This window comes from Anaeropeptidivorans aminofermentans (assembly GCF_940670685.1).
GTDB classification, from domain to species: Bacteria; Bacillota; Clostridia; order Lachnospirales; family UBA5962; genus Anaeropeptidivorans; species Anaeropeptidivorans aminofermentans.
The window spans coordinates 1,550,354-1,563,148 of sequence record NZ_OW711693.1 but is presented as its reverse complement, the minus strand read 5'-3'; the positions used below and the strand labels follow the sequence as shown (position 1 = coordinate 1,563,148).

General features: G+C 36.3%; 11 protein-coding genes. 3 read left to right on the top strand and 8 right to left on the bottom strand.

Annotated features, from left to right (window positions below; all coding sequences use genetic code 11):
* Window positions 1-34: 34 nt before the first annotated feature.
* Window positions 35-904 (bottom strand): triphosphoribosyl-dephospho-CoA synthase CitG, encoded by an 870-nt coding sequence (citG, locus tag NBX03_RS06425; protein ID WP_250229927.1) that lies wholly within the window; start codon window positions 902-904, stop codon window positions 35-37.
* Window positions 905-1,039: 135 nt separating this feature from the next.
* Here citG and citC point away from each other — a divergent pair, with 135 nt between their 5' ends.
* From citC to NBX03_RS06410, 3 genes are all read left to right on the top strand, one after another.
* Window positions 1,040-2,053 carry a [citrate (pro-3S)-lyase] ligase gene (gene citC / locus NBX03_RS06420; protein ID WP_250229926.1) on the top strand — a complete coding sequence of 338 codons (1,014 nt, stop codon included), beginning with the start codon at window positions 1,040-1,042 and terminating at the stop codon, window positions 2,051-2,053.
* On the top strand, window positions 2,054-2,623 hold the full coding sequence (gene citX, locus NBX03_RS06415; RefSeq protein WP_250229925.1) for a citrate lyase holo-[acyl-carrier protein] synthase: 570 nt from the start codon (window positions 2,054-2,056) through the stop codon (window positions 2,621-2,623).
* A 149-nt stretch (window positions 2,624-2,772) separates the two neighbouring features.
* Window positions 2,773-5,103: a M28 family peptidase gene (locus tag NBX03_RS06410; RefSeq protein WP_250229924.1), complete on the top strand. Its 2,331-nt coding sequence runs from the start codon at window positions 2,773-2,775 to the stop codon at window positions 5,101-5,103.
* A 644-nt stretch (window positions 5,104-5,747) separates the two neighbouring features.
* Here NBX03_RS06410 and NBX03_RS06405 read toward each other — a convergent pair.
* The 7 genes from NBX03_RS06405 to NBX03_RS06375 all read right to left on the bottom strand — a co-directional run bounded on the left by NBX03_RS06405 (window position 5,748) and on the right by NBX03_RS06375 (window position 12,736).
* On the bottom strand, window positions 5,748-6,212 hold the full coding sequence (locus NBX03_RS06405; RefSeq protein ID WP_250229923.1) for a chemotaxis protein CheX: 465 nt from the start codon (window positions 6,210-6,212) through the stop codon (window positions 5,748-5,750).
* A 15-nt stretch (window positions 6,213-6,227) separates the two neighbouring features.
* On the bottom strand, window positions 6,228-8,207 hold the full coding sequence (locus NBX03_RS06400; RefSeq protein WP_250229922.1) for an ATP-binding protein: 1,980 nt from the start codon (window positions 8,205-8,207) through the stop codon (window positions 6,228-6,230).
* On the bottom strand, window positions 8,188-8,586 hold the full coding sequence (locus NBX03_RS06395) for a response regulator (RefSeq protein WP_330638495.1): 399 nt from the start codon (window positions 8,584-8,586) through the stop codon (window positions 8,188-8,190). The genes NBX03_RS06400 and NBX03_RS06395 overlap by 20 nt, the downstream gene beginning before the upstream one ends.
* Window positions 8,587-8,963: 377 nt before the next feature.
* Window positions 8,964-9,221 carry a hypothetical protein gene (locus NBX03_RS06390; RefSeq protein WP_250229921.1) on the bottom strand — a complete coding sequence of 86 codons (258 nt, stop codon included), beginning with the start codon at window positions 9,219-9,221 and terminating at the stop codon, window positions 8,964-8,966.
* A gap of 184 nt (window positions 9,222-9,405) precedes the next feature.
* Window positions 9,406-9,495: a hypothetical protein gene (locus tag NBX03_RS16065; protein ID WP_250229920.1), complete on the bottom strand. Its 90-nt coding sequence runs from the start codon at window positions 9,493-9,495 to the stop codon at window positions 9,406-9,408.
* Between the two features lie 125 nt (window positions 9,496-9,620).
* Entirely contained in the window at window positions 9,621-10,406 is a 786-nt protein-coding gene (gene allE, locus NBX03_RS06380) for a (S)-ureidoglycine aminohydrolase (protein ID WP_250229919.1), read from the bottom strand.
* Between the two features lie 674 nt (window positions 10,407-11,080).
* Window positions 11,081-12,736, bottom strand: a complete 1,656-nt coding sequence (locus NBX03_RS06375; RefSeq protein ID WP_250229918.1) for a PucR family transcriptional regulator — start codon at window positions 12,734-12,736, stop codon at window positions 11,081-11,083.
* Window positions 12,737-12,795: the final 59 nt, after the last annotated feature.

Below are 12,795 nucleotides of genomic sequence, written 5' to 3'. Positions count from 1 at the left end.
CACACCCTATATACATTTATAGAGATTTTAATTGTCATATGTGCATTACTTTATCCAAGAAAATTACGATGCTGAGTAAATCTGCGCTCCCTCCGGAGCTTAGATTTCTTTTTATAAAATCTTTATTTGTTTCTTCAATGATATTGATATAATTATCTTTAAAAACAATATTGTTTTCAAAAAGGTATTTTCCGGTTTCTTTCACATATCGAAGAGCATTAAGGCCGCCTCTTGTTAAAATATTTGTATCATCGCAGACAGATATGATCAAGAATAATATATGCAAATATTTTCGGCTGTTATCAATATTTTTATGATTCAGCCTCATAAGCTCCGGCAGCGCAGTTTCTGTTATTATTTTATAGCCTTCTTCTGCTTCTTTCCTGATTCCGCCGTGGTTATATTGAAGATATAATTTTTCACCGTTTGTTAAATTTGTTTTATTCCTAATATTTTTAAAATCGATTTCTACAAGGTTTTCAGCCATTTGCTTTACGATTTTAAAAATATTATTTATATCGTTAGTGGTTAAATTGCTTTTTAAACCTGTATTCTGCAGATAATAGCCCAGCGCGCTAAGGATAAGCCCAAAGGAAAAATTCGCACCCTTATGGGTATTGATTCCATTGGTTGCCTTAAACATATCCTTTTCGGCTTCGAGCCCTATTTTTCTAACGGCTGAAAATAAATCCGCTAATGTTCCTATATGATTAAGCCCCGTTTCTAAATAAGAATAAAAGCCGCTTAATAAAGCATTGGCTGATTTTATCATTAGGTTTATATCCATATCCTTATGGGCACCTTGATCGTATCGATCTACAAGCCCCGGTTTCGGGGATAATTCTGCTTCTTCTATAATGGCGCTTACACTTGAACTTGCATAATAATGAATTAAATTTTCCATCTGTTCTCCTGAGGTTCTTTATTGAATTGCATCAGAAACCAACCCATACTATAATAAAGTAAATACTGAAAAATATTTTTATTCAATACTCATTATAATTATAACAGGTAAGCAGAAATTTCAAAGGGGAAAAACATGTATTACACCATTAAAAGACTTTGGATAGAGAAAAGCATTAATCAAAAACAACTGTGGGAAGAATTTTTAATATCCCAAGGCATAAAAAAAGATAATGCCGTCAATTATACCATAGGCATTTATGATTCAGATAAATTAGTCGGTACGGGCTCTTTATTTAATAATATTATTAAATGCGTTGCCGTAAAAGAGGAATATAAAGGCGGCGATATTATAAACAAAATTTTAACCCATTTATTAAATGAAATCTACGCTTTAGGCTACGGCAATTCATTTGTTTATACGAAGCTTGAAAGCCTGGGTTCCTTTATCAATTTAGGCTTTACTGAAATCGCAAGAGTGGATTCCGATTTAATCTTTTTAGAAAGAAACGCCGATGGCTTTAAAAGCTTTATTGATTCTTTAAGAAATAATTCTGTAAAAAATAAAAATACAGCCGCTATTGTGATGAATGCCAACCCTTTTACTTTAGGGCATCAGTATTTAATCCAACAGGCCTTAAGGGAATGTGATTTTCTCCATTTATTTGTGCTTTCGGAAGATTTGTCTCTCTTTCCAAAGGATATAAGGCTTGACCTTGTAAAAAAAGGTACAGCCAAGTTTAAAAACATAAAAATACATGAAACCGGAGATTATATGGTATCTTCAAAAACCTTTCCTTCCTATTTTCTTAAAAATGATGCAGATATAACTAAAATTCATGCTAAGCTGGACGCTGTTATTTTTAAAAATTATATTGCAGAAGCATTAAACATTAAAACCCGATTCGTTGGAGAAGAGCCCCTTTCCGTAGCAACAGATATTTATAATAAAACCATGGCGGAGGTATTCTGTCCTGAAATAGATTTGAAAATTATTTCTCGATTGGAAGCGGATAAAGAAATTATTTCCGCTTCAAGGGTAAGGGCTTTAATGATAGAAAATGATTATGAAGCAATCAAAAAGCTTGTCCCTCCCCCAACCTTTGAATTTATTATTTCCGAAGCGGGGAAGCTCTTGGGAGGTCATTAGATGAATATCAATAATATGTTTCATTACGGTGATATTCCTACTTTAGAGGAAGTTTTAAATCACCGTGAAGAAAGGGTTTTTAAAATAAATTCGCTACTCAATCAATATCAAAATACTGTGGTTGCATTTAAGTTGAATATCCCCGGTGCCGTAAAAAATAATGATAGGATATATCATTTATTTAAATATGGGTTAAATCAAATTGAAGAAACAGAAAAGGCATACCATTTAAATCGAATTTTCTCAGAAGAAGAAAATTTAAAAACAGGGCCGGAAATTTATATTATCTATAAAAATGATTCCTTCGCGGTAAAAAAAGCTTTTATTCAGCTTGAAAATAATCCCTTAGGCCCTTTATATGACGCCGATGTTTATACATTAGATAAAGAAAATATTACTGCCGTAAGCAGAAAAGATGTAAATGCAGCAGAAAGAAAATGCCTTATATGCAATAATTACGCCAAATATTGCAGCGGAAGGAGAATCCACTCCCTTCCGGAGCTTCACGAAAAAATAAAGCAAATCATTCATGAAGATTTGAACTATTGCAATTTTACTTTTAAGCCATAGGAAAACCATCGTCAAACAAAGATTGCCAATTAAATTTACTGTAAATATTTTTATTGTGTTTTTTTGCTTTCAATAATATAATTTTTATAATGTAGTCGTTATTGTATTTGGATTACAGAATAATAAAATATTAAATCGGGAGTGGAACAATGAAAAGAAAAATGTTTTTAGCTTTAATATTGTCCTTTGCAATAAGCGTACCTGTTCAAGGTATGGAGTATACTGTAAAGAAGGGAGATAATTTGTGGAGACTTTCCAAACAATATAATTTTAATATTGATGAGGTTGTTAAAACAAATAATATCAAAAACCCTCGTTTAATCTATACAGGACAAACCTTAATTCTTCCAGATAAAGAGATTACCGAAACCTCTATCGCCGCTGAAATCGAAAAAACCGAGAATACCGAGGAGATTAAGGATACAGTTAAGAACATAGAAACCGGTAAAATCAAAACAGGTGATTTAATTGATACTGCATTTACGAAAGATGTTATGTTTACCATAAGTGATTTCGGCGACGACCCTGCAACAGGCAACAGAAGCTCCGGTTCAAAGGCCGAAAAAGAAACGGCAAATTACATATATTCAAAAATGGAAGAAGTCGGACTTAAAAACATTACTATAGATGAATTTAAAGCTGACGGCTGGACTTTTAACGGCGCAAATATAAAAATCGCCGGTGAAAACGGCGAAGAAATAATTCACTTAGGCGGATACGCTACAGAAATTAATGCCAATGATGAAAAGCTTAAGCTCGTATATGCAAATAAAGGCACCCAAGCCGATTTAGCTAAATTAGATGTTAAAGGCAAATTAGTTCTAGTTGATATCGACCAACATAATGAATGGTGGATCAACTGGCCTGCCTATGAAGCTTATTTAAAGGGCGCCTACGGTGTAATTGCTGTAAATATTGCAAGCTATGCCCAATATGATGACGATACTATAGGGTCACAGGATATCTGCGGGCCGGAATATGCAAAAGCTATGGCAATCAGCAAAAACAATGCCAATAAATTAAAAGACTTAATAGAAAAATCCGAAAATAAGGAAATAGAAGTAACTTTCAACGCAAAAAGCACCATTACAAAGGGCTCAGCCATTTCACAAAATGTATGGGGTGAAATTCCCGGCAAAACCGATGAAGTCATTTATTTTATCGCTCATTATGACGGTTACTACCACTCTGCTTTTGATGACGCTTCCGGTGTAGCATCTATACTTACTATTGCAAAAGCCATTAATGAAAGCGGCTATATGCCTGAAAAGACCATACGTTTCGTAACCCACGGTGCTGAAGAATGGGGCAAAACCGATTCAGCTTATGACTGGAGCATCGGCGCATATAACCAAATTATGAATATCCATCCTGAATGGGCCGAAAATGCCTTTGCTATGATTAACATAGACGGCTGCTACCCATTGATAGATGAAAATGTTTTAGCCATAAGATCAAATTATGAATTAAAGGACTTTGCCGATAAATACATCACAACCGTACCTGCTACAAACGGCAAAATAGAAATATATAACTCTACCCCGCCTACAACCGGCACAGAGGATTTTATATATTCACAAAACGGTGTACCAGTAATAGCGGCTGTTTCCTTCCATGACAAAAGCAATTCTGTTTACAGAGACGGCGCATACCACAGCTCTGCCGATAATAAAAAATTAGGCTTTAATGAAGAATATTCAAAGTATTCCTCCGCATTCTTCCTGAATATGGCAATGTCATTTGATCAATTGCCTTTAAAACCGCTTAATTTCAATAGTCATATGGAATATATTAAATCTACATTTGATGAAAGCTATACGCCCGAATCTCTCTATGCTGAATTTGCAAAGGCAGAAGAAGCAATTTCTTCTTTAACAAAAAATATCAATCGCTTAAATGAAGAATATGTTTCACTTACAGCAAATGCTAAAAACGAAGAAGCCGCACAATTAAAGTTAGAAATCGTATCTTTAAACAAAGATTTATATAAAATTTTTAAATTTATGCAGCAAAGCTTCGTGAAGCTGGGCTGGGCAGAAAATAAAATTGCCCCCCATGTAAATGCCCAAGACAATATTACTGAAATTGAGCAAATCATAGATTTATTAAAATCAGGAGATGCTCAAACGGCTTTAGACGAACATTTCTACAATATAGATTATAATTGGTATGCTTACGATTGGTCAAAAGAAGCCTACGACTACTTTACCAACCAATATAGGCAAAATGCAAAAGGCACTTTTGGAGAAGGTCTTGTGGAAAAACCAAATGAGGATTTATATGATGTTATTAAAAGCTTAAATGAAAAAACAGCAAAAGGCGACACTGATTTTTCAGCAGAAATTACTGCAATGAAGAAAGCTTTAGAAAACCAAAAAGGCTATTTAATGGAAAGCTATAGTAAAGAAGAAGCGGATATTAGGCTTTTAACAGAAAAAATAATAAAAATAAATACGGATTACAGCAATATTTTCAAATAATATTATATTAATAATAAAAGCCCTTTAATTAAAGGGCTTTTATTATTAGAGAAGCTTATATCATTATTTTACAGAAGAATTTTACACCAAAAACAGATTATCTGCCGAATACCTATAACTCTTATTTTTTAAAAAGAATACAACTAAATTATTTGAATCAAAATTTAAAAATAAATCCTATTTTAAGGACTCAAGCATAAAAATCAATTATAAAAGGCCTCCTGTTAAAACAAAAGACCTGAATTGTATTATAGCGTAAGTAAAACAAGGGCTATTTTTCTCAAGTGCCAACCTATACTTTTATATAGAGATTTATCAGTTCATACAAAAATCTTTAACTGGCTGTACATATTGATTGCCTCCAAATGACGCAAATAAACAATAATTTTACCTGTCTTAGAAATTGCCCTTAACTGTTTTGCAGACCGCCTATTTATAGAAAAAGGAGGAAATAAGTAGTCCTTTATCTTTTTCGGCAGATACTCAAATAAATGTAAAACAGCAGTGTTGTAAATTTACTTTTCCTTGATTTTATGCCTTCTTTCAGCCCGTTACTTACTGCGGAAGAAAAGTAAATTTACTATATAATACAGCAAAAGCCATCGTCTGGCAAAAGATTGCCTAAAAAAGGCGATGGCTTTGAATCAAGCCGTCGCAATTTCAACATTAAAATCGATCTCGTCCAAATCCTCAAGGTGTAAAGAAATTTTATAAGAGGGACTAATGAGTATCTGGGGAGCTGTTTCATTGCAAATTACGGTAGGCGGTGTAATATCCACACCGGTTTCTGCTGAGCTGATGTGCAAGCAGGCGTTACCCATAATCATATTGCATATTTCGCCGACGGCACTTGTAACCAGTTCATCCGCATCCGTAACCTCCATGCCGCCGAGCATTTCCGATGCAAGTATTTTGCCTGTATTGACGTCCATCGATATGGCCACTTGTCCGCTTACAGCGCCGATAATTCCCATAAATACCAAAATATCACGATTATCAACAGGGTTTTTAGAAGAATGAATCTCCGCAAGTGTAATTTGTTTTGTAGAAAAAGATTCCAATACCGTATGCCAGGCATTGATAAAAATATCAGCGTATTTGTTTTCCATTTTAGTGTCTCCTTCTTAAGCGATATAAGGCAGTCTGAACAGGAAAGACGTACCCTTGTTTTCTTCCGTTAAAACTTCCAGTGTACCTCCAAGGCTTATGCATGCTTTTTGGATTGCCGCCATTCCCAACCCCCTGCCGGAAAGGGAATCTGTACAGGCCTTTGTGGAAAAATGGTCGGCAAAAATCAGATTGCAAATTTCGTTTTTGGACATCTTTTCCAACGCTTCACTGGTATATAGGCCGTTTTGCAATGCTTTTTCTTTTATTTTGTTTAAATCGAGACCCCGTCCGTCATCCGATATGGTAAGGGTGAACCATTGAGCATCTAATCGAGAAATGCGGCATTCCACAAGCCCTCTCTCGTCCTTGCCGCAGGAAAGGCGCTCCTCGTCCGTTTCAATTCCGTGGTCCATAGCATTGCGGAAAATATGAACGAGTGTTTTTAAGAAGTCATTATACTGTTCTTCATTGATGGCAATGTCGTCTCCCTCAACCAGATAAAAGGGCATATTCTTCATAACACGATTTGCCAGATACTGCAAATAGTCCCGGTATTGCTCCAAAAAGATCTTAATATTCTTCCACTTTAGTTCTTCGATGAGCCCGATTACAGCCGTTGGGGTAAGAGAACCTTCAGCTGAGCGAACCCTGTCTTCTATTTCCGTAAGCTTAGCTTTTGGGAAAGAAATAATTTCGCTTCCATCAAAATAAGAGCTTCCCATAACCTCATAAATAATATTCAAATCGTCTTTTAATATTTTTTCCGGGTCGCAGTCTGCCATAACATGCTCTACATGGGATATGGTGATATCCTTTCCTTTATTGATGAGCTGCAGCAAGGCGTCTTCAAATTCATGCAGCTTATCCGATGCAGAGATAAACCCGTATTGCGCAAAGTCCCCTTTGAATGTATGAACAGCACGGAACAGTTCATTCAGATTGTCTGAAAAACAATCAGTATCATTGAAATAACTGCGGTATCCGCCGGAAAAAATCTCACGGAATTCATCCAGCATCTGTTTTATCTGACCTTGACGGCTAAAGGCTTTTATTAAAAGCCGCTGTTTATTTTGATCGTTAGCCATGGCTCTTTCCAGATTAATTTTTTCCGTAATATCATTTAATATAACCATAACGGCTTTTTGCCCGTCGCTTTCTATTCGGCGATATTCAAAGCGGATATTTTTACCGTTGATGATACAATCAGCCGGCAAAAGCATTAAATATACATTATCCGTTACGGGAGAATTATTCTTAAAATAGCTCTCGAAGGCTATTTGAAAGATACTCCTCGCATCGTCACCGAAATAAGGTGTTACTAAATTTATATATGCAAGCATACCGATACTCTGGCCAAAGATGCTTACACATTTATAACTAAATTCATTTTTTATAATTAAATCCCTGCCGAACCATAAAAAGCCCTGATCCGCATGATCAAGCAAGTTTCTTACGGCAGCTGACTGATATTCAAGGTTTTGCCGTATTAACTTTTCCTGCTCATGGGCAGTCATCAGTTTTTGCTGCTGATTTTTTAAAACGCTAATCTGTGCTTCGTTCCGTTTAGAAAGCTCAATCAGAAACAGCTGGATACTGACAACCCCTATATAGGCATTATTTTTGTAAACAATTATGTAATCATATAATTTGCTCTGCTCCCGGTGCATAGCTTGAATGCTGACTCTGGATATACTGTCATTTACATCGGCTTTCATAATATCCGTATCCATCAAAAGGCTGGCGGGGCGTTTCATATAAAGGGAATTCCCATAGTATGTTCCCATTTTCTGAAAAAAGTCTGCCCGCATCACAAGCCCCACCGGAGAACCGTTCTCTGTAATCACAACGCCTTCGGCGTCGCTGTTATCTTCAAACAATGCTTTAACAGTTTCTCCATAAGCGGAAGATTCCACAGTCGGTGTTTGTATGACAAACTGCTCCAGGCCGCTTTCGCTGTCAAACACGTTAAAGTTACTATCCTGCATCATAGGCATTTTCGCGCTCCCCCGCTTCGGCATCAAGAACAGTGTTGATGATATTCACGACAGTATCTTCCTTAAAGGGCTTAATGATATAATGCTTGGCGCCTTTGTTTATTGCTTCAATAATTTTTATTTCCTGACCTAGGGCGGAAATCATAACAACACATGCATTTTTATCCAGCGTATGGATTTTTTGCAAAGCAGATATTCCGTCAAGTTGCGGCATGGTGATATCCATGGTTACCAAATCCGGGTGAGCGCTCATATATTTCTCAACAGCCTCCTGACCGTTAGACGCTTCTGCGACAACCTGATGACCTTGTTTCTCAAAAATTTTTTTCAAGTTTATTCGCATAATAAGAGAATCGTCAACAATCATAATTCTTTTCATAATAATCCTCCATTCCGTTAAGGTATAACTTTCTGCGCCCTTATTATATACTGCCGATGTTAAAACCATGTACTTATTATGTAAAATGCAGTGTTATTAACATTTTTTATTCAAATCCCAAACTGGTCTGTTTCGAGAAAGCCTGCCTTTCCGGTATCAATCTAAATTTTTTATTCAAGCCATAAACAATATCCCAATATATCTGAAAATCTCTTTTCAATATTATTACTCCTAATTGAGGGCTTGGGGAAAGATTAAGGGATCAATATATCTGAAAATCTCTTTTCAATATTATTACAGCAAAAGATGAGCTGCACCAAACTGGTGCAGCTCATCTTTTGTTTGCATCTTTGCATTTAGAATTTAAAGCTGCTTTGTTATATATGATGCCAAAAATATATCATAGAGACTTTATTCCTCACTATACCAAGCTTCAATGCATACGCATCAACGGCCTTTTCAAAATAAGCTATTGGCGGCCTTATGATTTCGGCACCAATTTGACTGATTCCTGCGTTAATAATGAAAATTATCTTCTCCGCAGCAGGCCTCGAATCAATTTCTAAGCATATTCCTTTAAAGTTCCATGTTGGAATAGAGAAATTAGGGCTATGGCCTATACCTATTTCCCTCATTTTATGACTGGTATTTAGTCCGCCGACACCTGCAAAACGAGTTACCGCCAGGCGGCAATCATTGCCATTCCTCCAACGCCAAGTTTCTGTAATGGCGCTGTCGCCTATATCAGGATTGGCATCATCACTTGAATAGCCTGTCCATCCGGTGTATTACAGAGGCCGTAAACCACTCATCACTCACCTATTTCGCTGATACGTATTCCGAAACTTTCCCCTTTCTGCACATAGCTGTAACAACAGTGCCTGAGGCTATGGTTCTTGCCCCGTCCATAACAGTTTTTGCCGCTGCCATCGTTATTATTAAGGAAATTTCAGCTTGTTACTTAATACCATAAAAAAAATGGAATCTTGATAGAAATTTTTTTATTACGGTTTGAAAGCATTTATAGCCTTCCCTTAAATCAGCTCATCTCTGTTGCAGTCTTTTGAATAAATATATGAGAAGCTTTCTTCCCGCCCGATTGCGTATGCGGCCTGCAAAGAATAGGCGCCCATAAAAATATAATCCCCTTTTTTAACCGGCATCCAGTTATTATCAAGATTATACATGCCTTCTCCCGTAAGTATATATGCACCATGTTCCTGAACATGAGTTTCAATATAGCCATGAGAGGCTCCCGGCTTAAATGAAAGAATATGGAAATTCATATCATATGCCAAATCCTTGGGCAAAAGGTTATAAAACAGTACATCATCCATGTCCTCGTAATTAACCGGCGCTATTTCGTCGATATTTTTGCATACAATTTCCGGCGTATAACCTTCCGCAGGGATATAGCGTCTCTTATAAAGAAAAATTTCACTTTCCTGACCATTCATATTTTTAAGATTCAGCTCTTCTGTTGATGGGCAATAAATATATCCGCCTTTTGACATGATATATTCCGTACCTCCTGCCGTGGCGGACACTTTCCCATGAATAACATAGGCAAATGTTTCAATGCCGCCGCCGCCAAAGCCTTTACTGGTTCTGCCGTCTTTTCCCATAGTAATTAGATAGTCAACAAAAGACGCTCCTAATTTAGGGGATGAAAGTATTGTAATATCACAGCCTTCAAATCCGGGAATAACATTTTTCACAAGACCATTTGGCGGTATAAGAGCAAAATTCCCTTTCTTAATGACAGCTCTTGTTGAAAGTATATCTTTGGGATAGCCCAGCTCATTGTTTCTATACCCCATTTATATACACCTCTTTCATTTTTTATTTTTCTTTATTCTTTTCATTTTGATATTCACGCAAAAAAATATTACAGCGCCTATAATTAAAAGAATATTACTTTTGAATTAAGCAGTTTCTAAAACCTGGAAAACCGATGAATACTTTACAAGAAAATGTGAATTTTATGAGAAAACCAGAGAAATAGCATGCCTTTGCATTTTTCTTTATGCAAAAACGTTGAGGGTAAGATTTTGATATTTTACGTCAAAACTGCACAGCGCATTTTGAGGATTTTCGATGATAAAGTCACATTTTTATGACAAAACAGACCAGAATTTGGGGCTTTCAGAAATACCCTAGTTTAATCCCATATAAATCCGGTAATAAACAGCGCCAGAACCGAATCTACCAAGATACTTTATCAGTGGTGATTTCTGCTGAATTCATGTTTTCACCCAGCCTAGCCTGTAATTAATTAATCGCAGCTTATAAATAGCCGCCTTCAAAACCTCAGTATCTTATATATATACATCTTCTTATATTTTTCTGGAGACTGTATGGGACTGTAGCTGATGCCCCTTATACCCGGCACAAAAATTATAACTCTAACATCATTTGAGCATGGATAGGTAAATTCAGGTCTTTATACATTTTTTAGTCTCGAACCTTGTTTTATTTAAAACAGATGTATACTTTAAAGGCTTTTCATTCTCACATTCAAAAAATGATGTATCCTTAAGCTAAGCTGAATGTCCAATACATCCTCGCTGCTGTTAAAATCAATTCCTGCTATTGTTTTTATTCTCTCCAGCCTGTACACTACGGACTTGTGATGGATATACATTTCCTTCGCAGTACGGCTTGCATTTAGATTGCACCTTAAAAACATTTCCAGTGTTTCCAGCAGTTGGCCGTTATGACTTTTCTCATATTCCAGCAATATCTTAAGCTTATCCGACATAAAATCACCGAGCCTGTCAAGGTCTGGAAAACTGCATAAAAATCTGTAGGCCCCAAGCTCCGTAAAGCTTACGTATTTATTTTCCCCAAATGCAATTTTTCCGAATTTCAGCGCATCCTCTGCTTCAAACTGACTTTTGGCAAGTTCCTTAACATCATTAGTAATTTTACCTATCCCAGCGTTTATGTATGAACATTGCGTCTTTATGCGTATATTCTGCTCCAGCTTTTCAAGAGTGTCTTTTATCTGAGGCAGGTAGTTCTCTCCGGCACAATCCTCAATGGGCCACAATATGGTAAATATATTATTATCAGACTTAGTAATGCTTTTTGGCAGCATATTACTTAAATTTTCAAGCACAGTCGGCTGAAGATTTTCAATATCGGCCATATATTCATCATTACTGTAAAAGCTTTTTTTTGACGGATCCATAACGGCTTCAATTTTTACTACGGCATAATGCTTCAAGATTTTCCAGCCTATAAGGTTTGCCCTTTCATAAATAGCTTCCCTCGGTAAATTTGTTCCGTTTAAAAGTTCCGAAATCAAATCAATCTTGAACTTTCTTTCTACTTCCAATACGGTGTGCTGGCGGATAAGCTCAAGGCTTATTATTGTAATTGCATTTTCAATTGAAATAAAATCAAGCTCTGTAAGGCCTTCATCGCCTTCCGCTATGCCAAGATATACCATAAGGTTGTTAACGCTTTCAATTGGTACAAGGGTTTGATTTTCAGCTTTGCCGCCATCATAATAACTTACATACTGGCGAAAGTATCGAAAAGCGGCCTTTTCATGATTTTTCTCAAGAGGCTCAATTACAATAAAGTCACCATAGTCCTGATGGGAAACGACGGTTTTACGCATGTACTTATCATATAGTGTAACCGGATGCTTTAAAATATCGCCAAGATTTTTTATGATAGTATCCATGGACGGTTCCGTAAGGGCCAATGCGTTCAACTTCTTATGTACTTCTTTATAGAAATTCAGCTTATACGCCTGATTATCGAATATTTCAAGAAGTATCGGATACATTATATCCACATGGGCAACGGATTTCGGCACCTGTATAACAGGAAAATCATGTTTGTCAGCTGCATCCATAATAACACTGGGAACTTCCGATATACGGTTTAGTTTTATAATCAATCCTGCAGATTTCTTTGAAAGACCTTCTATCAGTTTTTCAAGTTTTTCATCGCTCATTTCCGTAAAAGAATAAAAGCTCGTCAAAAGTAACTCGCCGCCCTTAACAAAATCCAGAATATCCGGAGCTTCTATAATAGTAACCCCGCTTACTATCCGGTTAAAGCCTTTGGCACCTGAAATTAGCTTTGCATCTTTCATACATCGCATTTTCATGATATCCCTAATAGTTATTTCCATAGCACACCTCTTGTTTTTATCTGCCAAACCGCCGCCCCATTATTTTATGGAAAATATTC

What these genes read in the sequence shown, in the direction of transcription:
- citG (WP_250229927.1), bottom strand. Translation starts at nt 904, where the DNA reads ATGGAAAATTTAATTCATTATTATGCAAGTTCAAGTGTAAGCGCCATT.
- citC (WP_250229926.1), top strand. Translation starts at nt 1,040, where the DNA reads ATGTATTACACCATTAAAAGACTTTGGATAGAGAAAAGCATTAATCAA.
- citX (WP_250229925.1), top strand. Translation starts at nt 2,054, where the DNA reads ATGAATATCAATAATATGTTTCATTACGGTGATATTCCTACTTTAGAG.
- NBX03_RS06410 (WP_250229924.1), top strand. Translation starts at nt 2,773, where the DNA reads ATGAAAAGAAAAATGTTTTTAGCTTTAATATTGTCCTTTGCAATAAGC.
- NBX03_RS06405 (WP_250229923.1), bottom strand. Translation starts at nt 6,212, where the DNA reads ATGGAAAACAAATACGCTGATATTTTTATCAATGCCTGGCATACGGTA.
- NBX03_RS06400 (WP_250229922.1), bottom strand. Translation starts at nt 8,207, where the DNA reads ATGCCTATGATGCAGGATAGTAACTTTAACGTGTTTGACAGCGAAAGC.
- NBX03_RS06395 (WP_330638495.1), bottom strand. Translation starts at nt 8,586, where the DNA reads ATGAAAAGAATTATGATTGTTGACGATTCTCTTATTATGCGAATAAAC.
- NBX03_RS06390 (WP_250229921.1), bottom strand. Translation starts at nt 9,221, where the DNA reads ATGAGGGAAATAGGTATAGGCCATAGCCCTAATTTCTCTATTCCAACA.
- NBX03_RS16065 (WP_250229920.1), bottom strand. Translation starts at nt 9,495, where the DNA reads ATGGACGGGGCAAGAACCATAGCCTCAGGCACTGTTGTTACAGCTATG.
- allE (WP_250229919.1), bottom strand. Translation starts at nt 10,406, where the DNA reads ATGGGGTATAGAAACAATGAGCTGGGCTATCCCAAAGATATACTTTCA.
- NBX03_RS06375 (WP_250229918.1), bottom strand. Translation starts at nt 12,736, where the DNA reads ATGGAAATAACTATTAGGGATATCATGAAAATGCGATGTATGAAAGAT.